13 protein-coding genes are annotated in these 18151 nt (G+C 47.5%); 8 read left to right on the forward strand and 5 right to left on the reverse strand.

Annotation, left to right across the window (positions count from 1 at the left end; genetic code table 11):
* Window positions 1-67: 67 nt before the first annotated feature.
* Window positions 68-904, forward strand: coding sequence for a sterol desaturase family protein (locus tag WJM45_RS05330; protein WP_341327940.1), 837 nt, complete (start codon window positions 68-70; stop codon window positions 902-904).
* A 329-nt stretch (window positions 905-1233) separates the two neighbouring features.
* On the opposite strand, the gene pyk is transcribed toward WJM45_RS05330, so the two are convergent.
* A complete protein-coding gene (gene pyk, locus WJM45_RS05335; protein ID WP_341327941.1) occupies window positions 1234-2679 on the reverse strand; it encodes a pyruvate kinase in 1446 nt (481 codons plus the stop codon).
* Between the two features lie 9 nt (window positions 2680-2688).
* Window positions 2689-3699, reverse strand: coding sequence for a type I glyceraldehyde-3-phosphate dehydrogenase (gene gap / locus WJM45_RS05340; RefSeq protein WP_341327942.1), 1011 nt, complete (start codon window positions 3697-3699; stop codon window positions 2689-2691).
* 461 nt (window positions 3700-4160) lie between these two features.
* Between gap and WJM45_RS05345 the strand changes: the two genes are divergently transcribed.
* Window positions 4161-5246: a TRAP transporter substrate-binding protein gene (locus WJM45_RS05345; RefSeq protein ID WP_341327943.1), complete on the forward strand. Its 1086-nt coding sequence runs from the start codon at window positions 4161-4163 to the stop codon at window positions 5244-5246.
* 615 nt (window positions 5247-5861) lie between these two features.
* Here the strand turns inward: WJM45_RS05345 and WJM45_RS05350 are convergent.
* The 3 genes from WJM45_RS05350 to argH form a co-directional block, all read right to left on the reverse strand.
* A complete protein-coding gene (locus tag WJM45_RS05350; RefSeq protein ID WP_341327944.1) occupies window positions 5862-6242 on the reverse strand; it encodes a PilZ domain-containing protein in 381 nt (126 codons plus the stop codon).
* Window positions 6243-6521: 279 nt separating this feature from the next.
* Window positions 6522-9347 carry a class I adenylate cyclase gene (locus WJM45_RS05355; protein ID WP_341327945.1) on the reverse strand — a complete coding sequence of 942 codons (2826 nt, stop codon included), beginning with the start codon at window positions 9345-9347 and terminating at the stop codon, window positions 6522-6524.
* A gap of 976 nt (window positions 9348-10323) precedes the next feature.
* Window positions 10324-11721: an argininosuccinate lyase gene (gene argH, locus WJM45_RS05360; protein WP_341327946.1), complete on the reverse strand. Its 1398-nt coding sequence runs from the start codon at window positions 11719-11721 to the stop codon at window positions 10324-10326.
* A 259-nt stretch (window positions 11722-11980) separates the two neighbouring features.
* Between argH and hemC the strand changes: the two genes are divergently transcribed.
* The 6 genes from hemC to WJM45_RS05390 all read left to right on the forward strand — a co-directional run bounded on the left by hemC (window position 11981) and on the right by WJM45_RS05390 (window position 18124).
* Window positions 11981-12904 carry a hydroxymethylbilane synthase gene (gene hemC / locus WJM45_RS05365; RefSeq protein ID WP_341327947.1) on the forward strand — a complete coding sequence of 308 codons (924 nt, stop codon included), beginning with the start codon at window positions 11981-11983 and terminating at the stop codon, window positions 12902-12904.
* Window positions 12905-12908: 4 nt separating this feature from the next.
* On the forward strand, window positions 12909-13679 hold the full coding sequence (locus WJM45_RS05370; protein ID WP_341327948.1) for a uroporphyrinogen-III synthase: 771 nt from the start codon (window positions 12909-12911) through the stop codon (window positions 13677-13679).
* A gap of 1 nt (window position 13680) precedes the next feature.
* Window positions 13681-14853: a uroporphyrinogen-III C-methyltransferase gene (locus tag WJM45_RS05375; RefSeq protein WP_341327949.1), complete on the forward strand. Its 1173-nt coding sequence runs from the start codon at window positions 13681-13683 to the stop codon at window positions 14851-14853.
* Between the two features lie 19 nt (window positions 14854-14872).
* Window positions 14873-16105 (forward strand): heme biosynthesis HemY N-terminal domain-containing protein, encoded by a 1233-nt coding sequence (locus tag WJM45_RS05380; RefSeq protein WP_341327950.1) that lies wholly within the window; start codon window positions 14873-14875, stop codon window positions 16103-16105.
* A 311-nt stretch (window positions 16106-16416) separates the two neighbouring features.
* Window positions 16417-17700, forward strand: coding sequence for a lipid IV(A) 3-deoxy-D-manno-octulosonic acid transferase (waaA, locus tag WJM45_RS05385; RefSeq protein WP_341327951.1), 1284 nt, complete (start codon window positions 16417-16419; stop codon window positions 17698-17700).
* A gap of 190 nt (window positions 17701-17890) precedes the next feature.
* A complete protein-coding gene (locus tag WJM45_RS05390) occupies window positions 17891-18124 on the forward strand; it encodes a TIGR02647 family protein (RefSeq protein ID WP_341327952.1) in 234 nt (77 codons plus the stop codon).
* Window positions 18125-18151: the final 27 nt, after the last annotated feature.

The following is an 18151-nucleotide window of genomic DNA, read 5'->3' on the forward strand; positions in this document are numbered from 1 at the left end:
CAGGGCTTTATCCAACAAAACTTCCTATATTTGGTGTTGATATGTGTACTATTAGTCAAGGTGCGCCATGAACGTTACGGATAGTTCTATACCGGTTGCTGAGCAAGGTCTGCCGTTGAATGAAATCTTTTTGTCATTGGCGATAGCAGCATTTCTGTTGTTATTAGTGATGGAGGGATTGAAGCCTTACCAGCGGTTCGATCGAAAAGTCGCGAAGAATTCGGTGGTTACCAATACTACGGCTTTCTTATTCAATAATGTCATTTTAACCACGCTAAGAGCGTCCTCGCTTTTTTTTGTGGCACAACAGTTTTCGAATTATGGCGTATTGAGCGGTCTGTCTAACGGGCCGATTAAATGGGTGCTGTCGTTTTTGCTATTCGATCTTGCAATTTATGCTTGGCACTATGCCAGCCACAAATACGAATTTTTATGGCGTTTCCATAAAATTCATCATAGCGATAAAACCTTTAATGTCACGACCGGGTTTCGTTTTCATGTATTCGATCTGTTTATTGAAATCGTTATGAAATGCCTGTTCGTCATTGTTTTCGGCGTGGAGGCTTACGTTATACTTGCGATCGAATTGATCGAGCTGTCTTTTATTTTCTTCCATCATTCAAATCTATCCTTCGATAAAGAAGATTTATTGTCGAAAGTGATTATTACGCCGGCTCTGCATAGAACTCATCATTCGGCGCTACGTAGCGAACATGACAGTAATTACGGTATCGTGTTATCGATATGGGATCAATTGTTTGGGACTCGCAAGGAATTGGTTCCGAAAAAGATCGGTCTCGATCTAATCGAGGCAGATAATTTTATACAGTTGTTTTTCTTGGCATTTATTACCGAAAGACACGTAGCTAAGTTATTAGGTTTGATTCCGAAAGGAAAAAGATAAAATTATTTTAGCGATTTGGTGTCCCCAGGTAGGTGGCCCAACCCAGGTGCTTTATAGCCAAGGTTGATCTCGTTTACTCCCTTTTGATTGAAAAACCGTCTAAGAATAAAAGGCATGTGGTGTGTCTATCGAGGACCGCCGTAAACCCATCCATGGGGGCTTGACGGCAGCTCCCTGCTGCCGACATCCTCGCTAGCCACACCCCATACCTTTATAAAGTTAGCTAATTTTTGAGTATAAAGGGAGTAGTATTGCAAACGGGCGCCGTAAATAAAAAAGGGCGGAGAATATCCGCCCTTGGTGCATTGTTTAGGAATGCCAGTGAGTTATTAAGGCGTTAAGCCTTCACCCACGGTAATCACTTTCAATGCGTTGGTTCCGCCCTGTACGCCGGTCAGATCGCCTTTGGTGATAATGAATTTATCTCCATTTTGCGCTTGATGGCGTTTTCTTAGCTGTTTGACGATTTCACGGTTCACTTCGGCATGATCCGGTTCTTTCAAGTGTTTGTCGAAATAGAACGGAAATACGCCTCGATAAAGCGTTACCTTGCCTAAAGTTTTTTCCTGACTGCTAAATGCGAAGATAGGAATTCCCGAACTAATTCTGGACATCCATAGCGGTGTCGATCCGGATTCGGTCAATGCCGCTATGCCGTCAATTGTCGTATGATTCGCCATATACATCGCCGACATCGCGATAGCTTCATCGATACGCTGGAATTGCGTATCCATACGATGCTTCGAAACTCGAACGCTCGGTTGTTTTTCGGTTTCTTCGCAAACCCTTACCATCGCTTCGACCGCTTTGACCGGATATTTACCGGAAGCGGTTTCAGCCGATAGCATGATAGCATCGGTGCCGTCGACGACCGCATTCGCAACGTCGAAAACTTCGGCGCGAGTCGGAATCGGGTTTTCGATCATCGATTCCATCATTTGCGTTGCAGTGATCGCTATGCGATTCAGTTCGCGTGCGCGGCTGATGAGTCGTTTTTGTGCGGCCGGAAGGTTAGCGTCCCCGATTTCGACGCCTAAGTCGCCACGAGCGACCATTACCGCATCGGATGCCAGGATAATTTCATCCATTACATCCATCGCTTCGGCGCGCTCCACCTTAGCGACGATGCCGGCATGGCAGCCTTCCGCCAGCAGCAATTCGCGTGCTTCGTTCAAGTCCGCAGCGCATCTAGGAAAAGATACCGCAACATAATCGCAATCGATTTTCGCAATCGTTTTGATGTCTTCCTTGTCTTTGTCGGTCAAGGCGGCAGCGGATAAGCCGCCGCCTAGAAGATTGATGCCTTTGTTGTTGGACAGGTCGCCGCCGACCACAACTTTGCAATTGACGCGTTTGCCGTCGGTATCGACGACGTCTAATACCACTCGTCCATCGTCCAGCAGCAAACGACTGCCGTTGCGCACTTCGCGGGCCAGCGGTTCGTAAGTGATTCCGACTTGGGTGTTATCGCCGTCGTTCGGCCCTAAGTTGATGTCCAGGGCGAAGTTCTGGCCTTCATCGAGCCATACTTTCGTTTCCTTGAAACGCGCTATGCGTATTTTAGGGCCTTGCAGGTCGCCTAAGATGCCGACGCGGCGTCCGGTTTTGCGGCTTAATTCGCGAACTTTGTTGGCTCGGTCAATATGGTCTTGCGCCGAGCCGTGCGAGAAATTCATGCGAACCACGTCGATGCCGGCTTTGAACAAGTTTTCCAGGACCCCGGGTTTATCCGTTGCGGGGCCTAAAGTGGCCAGTATTTTGGTTCTTCGTAACATTAGTGCCCTTTATTTTGCGTTGCACAAGGCAACAGTGGTGTCCAGCATACGATTCGAGAAGCCCCATTCGTTGTCGTACCAAGCCAAGACTTTAACAAAGTTGCCTTCGGTGACTTTGGTTAATGACGATTCGTAGATCGATGATGCAGGATTGTGGTTGAAGTCGATAGAAACCAGGGGCTTGTCATTGTAAGCCAAGATACCGTTCGATTTTTCCGAAGCGGATTTCAGGATGCTGTTGATTTCATCCACGCTGGTGTCTTTTCCGGCCGTAAAGCACAGGTCGACGACCGAAACGTTGATGGTCGGAACGCGCATGGCGAAGCCGTCCAGTTTTCCGGCCAATTCAGGCAGAACCAAGCCGACAGCTGCGGCAGCGCCTGTTTTGGTTGGGATCATCGATTGTGTTGCGGAACGAGCGCGGCGTAAATCGCTGTGATAAACATCGGTTAATACTTGGTCGTTGGTGTAGGCATGAATCGTGGTCATCAAGCCGTGTTTGATGCCGATGCTATCGTTCAAGGCTTTTGCTAATGGCGCCAGACAGTTGGTGGTGCACGAAGCATTGGAAATGATCGTGTCGGAAGCTTTTAGCGTTTCGTGGTTGACGCCGTAAACGATTGTGGCGTCGACGTCGTTACCGCCGGGGGCCGAAATGATGACTTTTTTCGCACCTGCGGTGATATGAGCGGAAGCTTTGGCTTTGCTGGTAAAAAAACCGGTACATTCATGCACGACGTCGATTCCGAGTTCGGCCCAAGGGAGTTTGGATGGATCGCGTTCGGAAAGTACACGAATTCTGTCGCCATTGACGATCATGTAATCGCCGTCGACACCGACTTCACCGGGGAATTTTCCGTGCGCGGTATCGTATTGAGTGAGGTGAGCATTGGTAGCGGAATCGCCCAAGTCGTTGATTGCGACAACTTGGATTTCACCGTTGCGGCCAGATTCATACAATGCACGAACGATATTTCGTCCAATACGACCATAGCCGTTGATTGCGACTTTAATTGCCATATAAGTTCTCCGGTAATGTGAGGTTGATTTTTCGGTGGGCGCCAATCGGTTTCCGATCAGCGTACGGCGTGAAAGTATAGCAAAATTAGCTATATTCCGTCCATGTATAAAGGGATTCGTTGCTTTAGAGTAACGTTCATGAAGGGCTAGCCATCGTCCCGGCAAATGAAAGTGCGAGGGAGTGGCTGGGTGCGGTCACTCGCCCGACAGGACGCCGTGAATACGTCCATGTAGGCTCGACGGCGGCTTTCCCTGCCGCCGCCGACGCCTGTCGATCGAGCAACCGCACCCGCTTCGGAGCCGGCATTGTACTTTCACAGTAACATAAATCACCGTGTTGCTATTGTTGAAAGTTTCGGTAGATTTTGTGAATCTTCGTTAAACTCACGTTACATTCAAAGCCATTTTTTTGATTGCGGGTAATCATCGACTTTTTCGGAAATAACGGAGATGCATAGCATATGAAGCGTAGAGAATTTATAAAAAAAGCGGGCGTGAGTACGGTCGCGGCAAGTGCTGTAACATTGACAGGCACCGAAATCAGTAAGGCCGACACGGCTTTTAAATGGAAGTTGGTTACGGCTTGGCCGAAAAATTTTCCAGGCTTAGGGCATGGAGCTAACTTATTGGCGCAAATGATCACCGAGATGAGCGGTGGGCGGATCAACGTCAAAGTCTATGGGGCTTCGGAATTGGTGCCCGCTTTTGAAGTGTTTGATGCGGTTGCTAATGGAACCGCAGAGATGGGTCATTCCGGATCTTATTATTGGAAGGGTAAGTCGGAAGCGGCGCAGTTTTTTTCGGCGGTGCCTTTCGGTTTTACGGCTCAAGAAATGAACGCTTGGTTATATTACGGCGGCGGTTTGGAGTTGTGGCAAGAACTTTACAAGCCCTTCGGTCTGATTCCGGTGCCGGCCGGAAATTCGGGCGTGCAAATGGCCGGATGGTTCAATCGAGAAATTAAATCGGTAGCCGATTTGGATGGATTAAAAATGCGTATTCCGGGTCTGGGTGGCGAGGTTTTGAGGCGCGCAGGCGGTACTACGGTTAACTTGCCGGGGGGAGAAATATTCACGGCTTTGCAGTCACATAACATCGATGCGACTGAGTGGGTCGGACCTTATAACGATTTGGCTTTCGGTTTGCATAAGGTGGCCAAGTTTTATTATTACCCAGGTTGGCATGAACCGGGCTCGACGATCGAGGCTGTTATCAACCGAAAAGCCTTCGATGCATTGCCGAAAGATTTGCAGCAAATTGTCATGACGGCATGTAAGGCTGCAAATATGGACATGATAAGCGAATACACGGCGCGCAATAATCAAGCCTTGGATACTTTAATTAACAAGCACAATGTATCGGTATTGCCCTTGCCGGACGATGTGTTGAAAAAACTCAAGCAGATTTCGGACGAGCTTATTGCTGAAATGGCTGCAAAGGATCCTGCGGTCAAAAAAGTTTACGATTCGGTCGTCGGTTTCAGAAGTCAAGTCTCGCGTTGGACCGAGATTTCGGAGTTGGCTTTTTTGAAAGCGAGAGCGCTTTGATCGATAAACCTATAAAAAGCATTTCACCATTAACATCATGAAGAATTATAAGTTAATGCAATAGCTTGCCATGCTTTTGCAAAATAACTTTTCTCTCCTGTATGTAATTGTTCACCCCCCCCCCCCCCCCTCTATCGTTCCCACGCTCCGGCGTGGGAATGAAGACCGAGACGCTCTAGCGTCTCGTACCGCTGGAGCGGTACTCAGGCATTCCCACGCAGAGCACTCATCGTCATACATAAGTCAAAAATTACTCTTTTACAATCATTAGCCAATGAGACCTCGATACCATTTATTGTCACTTAACATCTCGACTTTCCCTCACCTAACGCTAGGTGAGGGAAAGCCAGTGATGTTCAATATCCGCAGATTTATCAAACAACACCGTTTCCAAATATACGATGACCTCTGTTTAGCAAGTTTACCGATACTTGTGTATAACGATGAGCGCAGAGCATGGGAACGATAATTGCCGGGGGACTGAATAGTTACTCCTGTATGGTTGCCAATATTTTTTAATATTTATATTGAAATACTTAATTAAAGAACCTCATGTGCTTTATGGTTAAACCGCCGAATTTAGGATCAAAAGCATTTTGTGGATTCGTTGCCTTGTTATATTGTCGGCATTGCGATGCTCGTTTGGGCGTGTTTGACGCATTCGAACATTAATTCGTCTAAGGCTTCTTCAGTCGAATAGTTGCCATGGTGCAGGCCGTATTCGAAGTGTGGGCAGTAATGCTTGATCTCGCCGTGTATCGTTATCGGGATTTGCGATTCCGGGAGCACGATGACAATTTTGACAATACCTTCGCTTTCCTCGGGTAATGGAGAGTTCAGGCGAATTTTAATGCCGGTATAGCTAATGTCGATTACGTCGCCGTCAATTTCAATCGGAGCCTGTCTGACTCGGTCGATGCTGACATGGGCTTTTAATTCCTTGACCGATATTCTTGGGTGGTTGCGTTGTTCGTTGTGCATGTGATGTATACTCATCGTAGATGAAAATTCGGCCTCGGGGTGCCCGTCAAAGGACGCCGTGAACCCAGCACTTAAATTCTATAGGTCATTGGCAATGATTTAATATTATGGCTAATTTAGGTGCTGGGTGAATACGTCCATGTAGGCTCTATGCCAGCTCCATGCTGGCAAAGCCTTTACCGAGCACCCCGAGGCCTCCTCCGGCACGGCCGAAATTAGAAGTGCGAAAGGTGTATGAATTAAAAAGTTTTGCTGCTTAGGATTTTGCCATAAATCATTTGAATCCAAGAAGTGTTATGTACCCGAAATGCTGTTCAAACGGTTTTCGATTTTTTGTTTATATTTCAATAAGTGAATGGTTTGTAATTCCGATGCGTTTTCAATGCCTAAGTTTGCGAGCGGTACGTCGATATCACTGATGTGAATAGGATATCGCTGATTGGATTGTCTAAATTCCAGAATATATTCCGCCGCTGCTGAAAGGGCGCGCTTACCGTAAGTTAGTGTCGAAAACTCTTTTTCGTTGCAATAAAGCGTGTAGGATGCCGAGTGTTCTCCTGATACGCGAATATCCAATTCGCGAGTCAAGTTTATTCTGTTTGGAACACTCGGAGTATATTTAATGATGGTACTGGGATTGTGTCGGATTTTATAGTGCTCGATTAACAGGCTGTCGTCAAAGAAATATCGGTTCAGAATATTATCTAGAAAATGTTGATAACGGCGCAACAAACCATCGATCTTTGCGGAAGGGTAGTACTGGCGAAACAGCGCGCCTTTTTCGTCCAGTAAATAAAGCTGTATACCTGTTTTCGTGGCAGTATGAAATACTTGAATCGTGTTGGCTTTATTCAATTTTAATAATTCGGGGATCTCGCTTTCTTCCAGGCAAAAAGGGTCGATATGCGTCGGGCTGAAAACCCCTTGGGCTTGGCTTAATTCGTTTAACAGTTCTTGACGAGTTCCAATGCTTCGATATTGTAGGGTTCTGTTTTTTCTCTGAAAAATATAATAATCTTTTGCTCCTGCCAGAATGTATCGGGGCGATTCGTCTGGACTTGACTGGCCGAACCAACTGATTAACGTTTGGAATACGCTTTGAGCTCGTTGACTAATGCTATTGGCGCGTGCCGAAGTATTACAAATAACTTTGACATCGCTATCAGCGATTGGAGGGCGATGATTGTTGAAGATGTCGGTGAAGGTGTCGAATAGACCGTCCAGTCCGAGTGCGCGGCTTGCGGTAACCTCCCCCCAGTTCGAGATGGAAATCCGGTTTACCGATTGAACAAACGATTGACGGCTTTTGCCGTAACTAAAAGGGTCGGAGCGTTCGCTCATGACAAGGCGTCCGTCATTGCGCTCACCCTCAGGATCCGTTCCGATATTGATGAATAATAGCGAGCTTTGACATTGGTTAGGTTGTTTATAGCTAGGTAGGTCGAGGTGTAATTTATCGAGTCTGCTGCTAATGAAGTCATGCAATTGTTCGGTCGTGGTTTGGAGTTCGTTCTTTGAGAGAGTGAGTGTTTTGCTGTCGAGGTTAAGTTTCAGTTTTTTATGGTATAGGCCGTTTACAATGATCCATGCCAGCAATTCGATTAAACTCCAGGTATTTTTTATCGGGCTTTGTTCAGCAAGATTGTCCGCAGTAACATGACCAAGATACAGGCTCCAGCCGCTTTGATTATCGGCGAAGCGAGTTTCTACGAGCGATAATTCCTGTTCTTTGGTTTGGAGTGCCGAGCGGGTTGTAATAAACTCGATTTTGCCTGGTTTTTTGTCTAGAAAGGAGTGCAGCTTGCGGCCTATCAGTTTGAGGTCTTCATTGTCCTTCAGATTACTTTGAACATGTTGCCCGGCAAAATTTAAAATCATACGATAACAGCCTGCGAGATGACGCAGAATGATGTCATGTTCACGGGTGGCTTTTTGTATGTTCCATGACTGTTGACTGCTGATTTCAGGCAGCAACGTTTCCGGCCATTGCCACCGATGCGCAATATGCTTGATGAATTCGGTGCGATAGAGTTGTTTTTGCGGGTCTTGTTCGATATTGGCAAAGCCCATGATTTTAATATATAGGCTATGCCTGATCAGTTCCAGGCGCGCGCGGTTAGCGGGCGAGCTAAGGTAATTCTCGAGTTTTTGATAAATCAATAGATAGGGGTCGAGATCCTCGAGCGAGAATTCACCGCCGTGAACGGCTTTTTTCATTTCCGAACAAAGCCATTGGGTATTGGGATACTCGCTTGCGTAACATTCCATCAGCATCAGTTTTAGCAGCGACTTATGCGGCGAGCCGATCGCTTTATAAATATGCCAGAGCGTGACGGTGATGAATTCTTCAGGAGGCGCGTTTTCCAAACTGCCGAAATCGATGACTTCCAGTTCCGAGATGAATTTGTTATCGAGTAAATGACTGATATAGCCGGTATGACGATGCTCTTCTTGCGGCGGCACGAGCCACCAAGCCGGGGATCGGCCCGCGATATAGACGGCGGTACGATAAAATTCCTCCAGTAATAAATAGTGTTGGGTCTTTCCGCTGCTTTCATCGGAAATAGGGATATCTTGGCCGCTTTTAAATTTTTCATGATCGATCAGAAAAAAATGGACCTCGAGGTCTAAAGACGTGGCCCATTCTTCGATCGCGGTGGCTTTCTGCTGAAGTTCTTCTAGGGCGGAAGGCGGCAGGGCCGGGTCGTGACAAAGCCAGATATCCATATCGCTGGTTTTAGTGAAGGCAATGCTGCCGACGCTGCCCATCAAGAACAAGCCTAGAATCGGGTAATTTGCTAAGGCGCGCGTTTTGTATTGGTAGCTTCTCGAAAATTGGGCGGCATGCAGTAGGGCTTGACGTGTCGGTGAATAGTCTAGAATGCCGGCCGGGGTTTCAGAAGAAATAAAACCGGGCAATAACGGTACGTTTTGATGAAACAGCAAGGGGAGTAATTCTAAAAAGACTTGTTGACGCGGTTGCAAAAAGCTTTGAATGCGTTTTTGCTGAAGCAAATGCAAATTTTTGAAACGCTGGAGAATCGCTAGCAAATCTTTTTTGCTGATATCTTCTCCGGGCGAACCTAGGCGAATCGGTGTGAGATGTTTTTTTTCAACCATGTAGTCGTGAATGGTTAGCGATTGACAGGCATATTATTGTCTTCGGTATGGCAGTGCAGCAAGATTTGTGGGGATTTTGAGGCGCGGAAGCTCCCATCACGCAAAATTTTTCGTACTGTTATAACTTTAGGTTATCCCCTTTGTTAGTCAAATGTCGGTTCCGGGGCGAATGTCGATTTTGCATTATACCCATCGCAGATCAAAATTCGGCACCAGGGTGTCCGTCAAAGGACGCCGTGAATACATCCCTGTAGGCTCTATGCCAGCTCCATGCTGGCAAAGCCTTTGCCGCACACCCTGGCGCCTCCTCAGGCACTGCCGAAATTTGAAGTGCGAAAGGTATACGTTATTCTTGACGTTCGAGCGCTGCCGTCAATTCCCCATGGGTGGGGTGGGTTCACGGCGCATACACATCAAACTAAAAACGGCCAACCCGCATCCGCTCTTGCCCAAGTTGCTATTAAAGCATGTAGCCCGTATGCAGCGTAGCGGAATACGGGAATGGCGTGGCTCCGAGTTTCCCGGATTGCGCTACGCTCCATCCGGGCTACGCTGATTAGACTCGCCGGAAGTGGTCGGTTACGATTTAGCAACGAGGACCCGTGCTTAGCTTTATTCGCATGGTTTATGGCGGTCCTCGATAGACACAAGCCATACCTTTTATCCTAGAAAAAGCAGTTGGCATGTGTTGTAGACCGTTCGTTCTGAGCCAAGTCGAAGCATGAAAGGGCTACAACGCGTTCACCAGTTTGGTGAAGCCTCAAACTACCCTTCATCCTTCGACAGGGCTCTCCTGAGCGCAGCCGAAGGACTCAGTGCGTACGGTAGTTTTAGGCTCTCAACTACTCTTTTTTGGGTAAAAAATCAGTGGTTTGCCTCGATCTTTCGACTATGCTTTTCCATTCACCATTCACCATTCACCATTCACCATTCACCATTCACCATTCACCATTCACCATTCACCATTCACCAGCATTCAAGCATTCCCTGCAAGTTCGGCTCTCGCTTTGCTAATGGCCTCCCTAACGGTGTCCGGTGCGGTTCCGCCAATATGTTTTCGGGCGGCGACCGAGCCTTCAAGCGTTAATACGCTAAAGACATCTTCGTCAATGCAGTCGGAAAACTGTTGCAATTCCGTAAGGGTTAGCTCGGACAAGTCGCGTTCGGTTTCGACGCCGAGCCGCACGGCTCGACCGACAATTTCATGTGCATCTCGAAAGGCCAAGCCTTTCCGGACCAGATAATCGGCTAGATCGGTCGCGGTCGCGAAGCCTTGTTTCGCGGCGCGGTACATTTTGTCTTTTTTTGCGCTCAAGCGGGGCACCATGTCCGCGAATGCGCGCAGGCAATTGATTAGGGTGTCGGCAGTATCAAACAACGGTTCTTTGTCTTCTTGATTATCCTTATTGTAGGCGAGAGGTTGGCTTTTCATTAGCATCAACAGCGACATCAAATGTCCGGTTACGCGCCCCGATTTGCCGCGTACCAACTCCGGAACATCGGGGTTTTTCTTTTGCGGCATGATAGATGAGCCGGTGCAGAAAGCATCAGGAATATCGATGAAATCGAATTGGGCGCTGGACCATAATACCAGCTCCTCGGAGAAACGCGAGAGATGCATCATGATCAAACTGCCCGCGGCACAAAACTCGATTGCGAAATCGCGGTCGCTGACCGAATCCAATGAATTGGCCGACGGTTCGGCAAATTGCAACAGTTGCGCGGTCATGTGCCGGTCGATCGGATAACTGGTGCCAGCCAGTGCCGCGGCACCTAACGGCATGATATTGATTCGTTTTAGGCAGTCGGCTAAGCGCTCGTTGTCGCGCTTGAGCATTTCGAACCAAGCCATCAGATGATGTCCGAAAGTGATCGGTTGCGCGACCTGCAAATGGGTAAAACCGGGCATGATCGTGTCTGATTCGCGTTCGGCAAGGTTTAAAAGCGCATTTTGTAAGCGAGTTAGTTCGGCGCGGATACGCTTGATTTCATCGCGTAAATAAAGCCTAATGTCTGTCGCGACCTGATCGTTGCGGGAGCGTCCGGTATGCAGCTTTTTGCCGGCAATGCCGATCATATCGGTCAGGCGAGCTTCGATGTTCATATGGACGTCTTCTTGTTTGACGGACCAATTAAATTGACCTTGCTCGATTTCGATGCCGATTTTTTGGAGGCCGTCGATGATCGCATCGCGTTCGTTTTCGGTGAGGATGCCGATTTTGCCCAGCATTGTTGCGTGAGCGATCGAGCCTTGAATGTCTTGCTGGGCCATGCTTTTGTCGAAGTCGACCGAAGCGGTAAAGATTTCTACAAAGGCGTCGGTGGCCTCGGCAAATCGGGCGCTGGATAGTTTTTCGGAGTTAACGTTGGTCATGAGTTTCGGTACTGAAATTAAAAATAATTCATTATAAGCGATGCGCAGGCTTTCGTTGTTCTGAAAATTATTGATTCGCCCCATTTGCGTATCTGTGAAGAAAAAGTTTTCAATAGGGCATGAGTTCTGTAAGTGCCTAGAAGTAAAGTGAGTTTTTTAGGCCGTTCAAGGCTTTGTTTGCCGAAAATGAAACTCGCTAAGGATTGTACTTGTCGGACAGGTTACAATATGCATTTTTAGTTGAATATTGGGTGTTGTTTTGGCAAATCAAATCATTCGTATCGCAACTCGCAAGAGCCCTTTGGCTTTATGGCAGGCCGAACATGTCGCCGACCGGTTGAAGCGGGCTTTTCCTGGACTCGAAACCGAATTGGTCACGATGACCACGAAGGGCGACAAATTGTTGGATGCGCCATTGGCTAAGGTTGGCGGCAAAGGCTTATTCGTCAAGGAATTGGAACAGGGTATGCTGGAAGGCAGGGCCGATATTGCCGTGCATTCAATGAAGGATGTGCCGGTGGAATTTCCGGATGGCTTGCATTTGTCGGTGATTTTACAGCGTGAAGATCCTACCGATGCCTTTGTGTCTAATCACTATGCTTCGCTGAGCGAGCTGCCCGAACAACCTAGAATAGGGACATGCAGCTTGCGCAGACAATGTCAAATCAAGGAAAAATTTCCCAATGCCGAAATATTGACATTAAGAGGTAATGTCAATACCCGTTTGGCCAAGCTCGATGCGGGCGAATTCGATGCGATCATCCTTGCCTCAGCCGGGCTGATTCGCTTAGGAATGCAGGATAGAATCGCCGCGCGGCTCGATCCTAGCGAAAGCCTGCCGGCCATTGGGCAAGGCGCGATCGGTATAGAATGCCGAAGCGACGATACGGTTATCAATGAATTATTGAGTCGGCTGCATGATCCGGAAACCCATATTTGTGTATCGGCGGAGCGTGCGATGAATGCTCGATTAAAAGGCGGTTGCCAAGTCCCGATAGCCGGTTTTGCGACCTTGCAATCGGGTACTCTTTATATGCGTGGCTTGGTCGGCGATCCGGACGGTAGTGTGATATATCGCGCCGAACGAAGCGGGCCGGCCGAACAGGCCGAGCAGATCGGTGTGTCTATTGCCGAAGAGTTATTGGCTAACGGCGCCGATAAAATTTTGCAAGCTTTGTTTTAGATTAATGACGAATGCAAAACCGTTTTCAGTGCTGGTGACTCGCCCGGTTCATCAGGCGCACAATTTGACTCGAATGATCGAAAGTCGTGGTTGGCAGGCCGTGCCCTTTCCGGTACTCGAAATTGTTCCGCTGCCTCGCTCGACTGGCGGATTCGATAAGCTGGAAAGACTGCCGTATTTCGATTGCGTAATCTTTGTTAGCGCTAATGCGGTAAATTTTGCGCTCCAAGCGAATAATGGCAAAATAGCCCCATTTAAACAGTGTAAAATCGCCTCGGTTGGAAAAGCCACGGCCAGAGCCTTGGAGTCTGCGGGACTCGTCGTGGATTGGGTGCCTGAGACTGGTTTCGATAGCGAAGCTTTATTGACACTGCCTTATTTTCATGGGGTTGAGGGACGCTCCTTTTTAATAGTCAGGGGCGAAGGCGGTAGGGAAAAACTTGCCGATACTTTGCGCGAAAGAGGTGCGGTCGTTGAATATTGCGAGGTCTATCAAAGAATTCGACCGCAATCCGATGTTCAGCCGGTGGTCGATTTGTTAAAACGCAGAGAACTTAGCCTGATCACGGTAAGCAGCGGTGAAGCATTGCGCAATCTTGTGGAAATGTTAAGTTCTTACGCAAAGCCGGAATTGATGTCCGTCCCGTTGGTCGTTATCAGCGAAAGAATGAAATGTCTTGCCGAGGATATCGGCTTTAAAAGAATCGTTTTAGCCTCCGGTCCGGATGACGAAGCGATTGTTCGAAAAGTAACTACTGTGTGCAATGGGGAATAGTGTGGCCGAAGTGACTGAAAATCAAGAGCGGGAAGCGGAAGCTGAAACGGATACAAAAACGGCGAATAGCAGCGAAAAAGTACACCGATCCCGAAGCGGGTTTTGGCTGGCTGTGATCGTTTTTTTAGTTATCCTATCGATAGTTGGCATAGGCTTGTTTTTATTTGCTCAATTAAGACAGCAGCAGGAGACGCTCGGCGGTGAAGTCTCTAAAGGCGATATGCAATTATTCGAATTGACTAAGCAAATTAGCGGCTACCAAACGCAAATTGCCGCGATTCAATCGCATTTGACGACGATCGAATCGGATTTGAAAGCGAAAGATAGGTTGATTAACGAATCCTTAACCGAGTTTTCTCAACTGCAGTCCGAAAAATTGGAAGCGATGCGTACCGATTTGAATACTCGAATTCAACAGGTTCAGCGCCAATTGGGTAAAACGCGTGGCGATTGGTTAATCGCCGATGCCGAGTATTTGCTTAGCGTCGCAAATCAGCGCCTGCAATTGACCGGTGATGTCGAGACTGCTCGTGAAGCCTTGCAAGCGGCGGATCAACGTTTGCGTGAAAGCGGCGATGCGGCCGCCTATAAAGTACGCGAACAGATTGCCAAAGAAATTGCCGAATTAGGTAAGGTGCAATTGCTCGATATTGTCGGGGTTTATTCGTCAATCAGAACATTAGAGACCGAAATCGGTAAGTTGTCGTTGATTAAACCTTATTCAGGTAAACCTCTGACGCCGTCTGAAGAAATACACGATCATGCTCAGCATACCGATGAAGAGCACGACCTTCTGTCGAAAGCGTTAAAAAGTTTGCAAGGTGTCGTAACGGTAAGGCATACCGACCAGCCCATCACTGAAATTATTACGCCGGAGGAAGCGCAGTTTACTCGCCAACAATTGCGAGTCAAATTAGAAATGATAAAAATCGGTTTGGTGCAGCAAAACGAAGTTTTATACAAGGCCAGTATTGCCGATGCCAAGGAATGGGTAGCCGAACATTTTACAAGTAATTCTATCGCCAGAAACTTCGTGACCGAATTGGATAAGCTCGAAGCAATTAGTTTACATAGTCAATATCCCGATATCAGTCATTCGCTAAAAATGCTACGCGATATCACTAAACTTAGAATCGAAACCGATAAGGCTTTGTCGGCTCCTGAGTCATCCTAAATATAACAACGGGTACATTATGAAAAATATTATTTTTTTTCTGGGCTCGCTGTTTATCGCCATCGCGGTCGCTTTTGGGATACACAGTTGGTTTTCTCGCTACGACGATCCGGGCTATGTCTTGATTGGTATCGGCCATTGGTCGTTGGAAACCTCTTTGGTAGTGTTAGGTGTAACGTTAGTCATCGCCTTTTTTCTGTTCTATATGTTTTTTCGCCTGTTGGGCTGGTTGCTTCGGCTACCCGGCAAGGTTAAATCTCATGGTCAAAGCGTCAAATACAACCGATCTCAAGAAGCTTTGATCGCAGGCTTAGTGGATTCGGCGGAAGGAAATTGGGAAAAAGCCGAAAAAATTCTGATCAAACATGCTTCGCATAGCGGCGCGCCATTGATTCATTATTTGACCGCGGCACGCGCCGCTCAGTCGCGCGGAGCTGTTGAAAAGCGCGATGAATATCTAAGAATTGCCGCGGAGCGATCGCCGGGCGCCGATATTGCGGTTGGTTTGACCCAGGCGGAAATGCATTTGTCGGAGCAGCAGTTCGACCAAGCGCTTGACACGCTGAAAAAACTACACTCCATCAATCCCGGCCATGCCAGCGTTTTGAAGCTGTTGCATCAGACGTATCGCCAATTAGGGGACTGGGAGGCGATACGCAAAATTATTCCGTCGATGAATAAAAGTAAAGTGTTGATGGAAACCGAAATCAAACTGCTGGAAGCCGAGGTTTTTAGCGGCTTGTTGAGGCAGACGGCGGAAAACGGAGATTATACCAAGATTCAAGAAGTCTGGCAGGAGGTGCCTGATTATATTAAGCGTATACAAGGGATTCCCGCGATTTATTTTGCCGCTATGATCGATGTTGGTGCGGGCGCCAAAATAGAGGACGAGTTAGCACGCTCGATTTCCGAGGATTGGGACGAAACTTTGTTGGTATTGTTCGGGAGCGTTCAATCTAACGACCCTCAAAGGCAGCTTAAAACCGCAGAAGGTTGGCTTAAGGCCTATCCCGATAATGCAGTTTTGTTGAGAGTTCTCGGTAAAATCAGTAAACGTTGTAAAGAAAAGGATAAGGCCGGCCAATATTTGGAAAAAAGTATTGCCTTGGAGCCTTCGGTTTCGGCTTATCAATTGTTAGCAGACTTATTGACCGAAAAAGGCGATAAAAATTCGGCGCTTGAATGTTACAAATGCGCTCTCGACTTGGCCTCCGGCGAAGTGGCGCGCCAGGTGGAAAATATTACGGGCTAACCGGCTGAAAAAAATCGCTAATTGGAAATTTTTGGCGCTTCAGAAAAGCTATTATCATCCTGGAAAAAGCTTTTTGTCCACGAAACACACGAAATACATACCTTTCGCACTTCAAATTTCGGCATTGTCGGAGGAGGGCCTTGGGGTGCTCGGTAAAGGCTTTGCCAGCATGGAGCTGGCATAGAGTCTACATGGACGTATTTACGGCGTCCTTTGACGGGTACCCCAAGGCCGAATTTTCATCTACGATGGGCATATTACGAAATCCTTAGTGCCCCCTCTTTTTTTCCGGAATGTTAAGGCTAAACATCGTGCGAGTTATTTATTCCGCCGTTTTTTATTTATTATTGCCGCTGATTTTTGGGCGATTGCTTTGGCGGAGTATCAAGGCGCCCGAATATCGTAATCGATATTGGGAGAGGCTTGGGCTGTATCGGCACAGTTTCGAAGGTTCGTTTATCTGGTTTCATGCCGTATCGGTCGGAGAGGCCGAGGCGGCTTTTCCGTTAATTAAGCGCCTTCAGCAAGATTATCCTGCAAAAAAATTCCTGATTACTACGACCACGCCGACCGGTTCCGCGCGTGTTCAAGCCGTTTTAGCCGATTCTGTCGCTCATGTTTATCTTCCTTATGATACGCCCGATTCGGTCGCGCGGTTTATTGCGGCATTTAGGCCCGAGCTTGGCGTCGTCATGGAAACCGAAATTTGGCCCAATCTATTTGCAGCCTGCGAGGCAAAGGGTATTCCATTATGCATTGTCAATGCTCGATTGTCCGATAGATCCGCGCGCGGTTACGCCAAAATTCCGAGCCTAATTAAGCCGGCGCTTACTTGCGTGAGTCAAATTGCCGCTCAAACGCAGGAAGATGCCGAACGATTCGTGTCGATCGGCGCGGAGCGGGAGCGCGTTCAATCGGTCGGCAATATGAAGTTCGATATCGACATCGATTCGCAATTGCCTGATCGAGGTAAGCAACTGAAGCAGGAATACTTCGCCGGACGTTTTATTTGGATTATCGCTAGCACGCATAAAAACGAAGAAGCGATTTTTTTGGGTCTTTATCCGAAGCTCAAAGCCATGATACCTAAATTGCTGTTACTGCTCGTACCTCGTCACCCTGAGCGGTTTTCCGAAGTCGAGCAACTGGTTGTCGGCAATGATTTAAAGCTGATAACCCGTTCGTCCGGATTGAAATGTGCGGATGAAACCGATGTATTTTTGTTGGACAGTATAGGCGAGTTGAAGTTGTTTTATGCGGCTGCCGATTTGGCTTTTGTCGGCGGCAGTATGGTGCCGGTCGGAGGGCACAATATTTTAGAGCCGGCAGCGCTTGGTGTTCCGGTAATGTTCGGCCCTTACATGGATAATTTCAGAGAAATTCAATCCAATGTGTTAGCCGCTGAAGCAGCCGTTCAATGTTCCAATGAAGCAGAGATCCTCTCTAATATTGGTTATTTCCATCAAAATCGAGCAGTGCGTGATGCATTGGCTCAAAAGGGATTGCAATTTGTCGCTGATAACAAGGGGGCTTTGGATAAAATTGTAACCCTGATCGCTTCGTTACTCGGGCGCAATAATGCTAGATCGGCGTAGTATGGTGAAAGAGGGCTTGACAAGTAGTAAAAATATCGAATCATTTCACTGCTCACTATTTTCGAGGGCTAACCCTTATAGGATTAAAACTTGTCGGGAGCTTCATTCAAAATAAACGCCGAACTTTTTCGAAAATGGTTATTATCCGCTTCTGTGGTCTAATGATATTAATAATAAATGGAGAACATACATGCTCAAACAAGAATTAGTGGACGAACTCAATATATTGTTGCATTACAACCTAGCGACGACACTCGAGGGAATCAAAATCCATAAGGATGCCAATGCCTCTGTAATCGATGCGGTAGCGCGTTTGTACCAAAAAGGCTTGGTAACGCAAGCAGATGGCGGATATTTGACTGACCTTGGTCGAACGGCAGCCGAGCATGCTCAAGCTTGTCATATTATTCTTACCTCCGGTTGAGGTTGTTGCTTACGGGTTTTCGGGAGG

Source organism: Methylotuvimicrobium sp. KM2 (assembly GCF_038051925.1).
Taxonomy (GTDB): Bacteria; Pseudomonadota; Gammaproteobacteria; order Methylococcales; family Methylomonadaceae; genus Methylotuvimicrobium.

Coding starts and splice junctions, on each gene's coding strand:
- WJM45_RS05345 (WP_341327943.1), top strand. CDS start 4,161: ATGAAGCGTAGAGAATTTATAAAAAAAGCGGGCGTGAGTACGGTCGCG.
- WJM45_RS05350 (WP_341327944.1), bottom strand. CDS start 6,242: ATGAGTATACATCACATGCACAACGAACAACGCAACCACCCAAGAATA.
- WJM45_RS05370 (WP_341327948.1), top strand. CDS start 12,909: ATGACGAATGCAAAACCGTTTTCAGTGCTGGTGACTCGCCCGGTTCAT.
- WJM45_RS05390 (WP_341327952.1), top strand. CDS start 17,891: ATGCTCAAACAAGAATTAGTGGACGAACTCAATATATTGTTGCATTAC.
- WJM45_RS05330 (WP_341327940.1), top strand. CDS start 68: ATGAACGTTACGGATAGTTCTATACCGGTTGCTGAGCAAGGTCTGCCG.
- pyk (WP_341327941.1), bottom strand. CDS start 2,679: ATGTTACGAAGAACCAAAATACTGGCCACTTTAGGCCCCGCAACGGAT.
- gap (WP_341327942.1), bottom strand. CDS start 3,699: ATGGCAATTAAAGTCGCAATCAACGGCTATGGTCGTATTGGACGAAAT.
- WJM45_RS05380 (WP_341327950.1), top strand. CDS start 14,873: ATGAAAAATATTATTTTTTTTCTGGGCTCGCTGTTTATCGCCATCGCG.
- WJM45_RS05355 (WP_341327945.1), bottom strand. CDS start 9,347: ATGGTTGAAAAAAAACATCTCACACCGATTCGCCTAGGTTCGCCCGGA.
- argH (WP_341327946.1), bottom strand. CDS start 11,721: ATGACCAACGTTAACTCCGAAAAACTATCCAGCGCCCGATTTGCCGAG.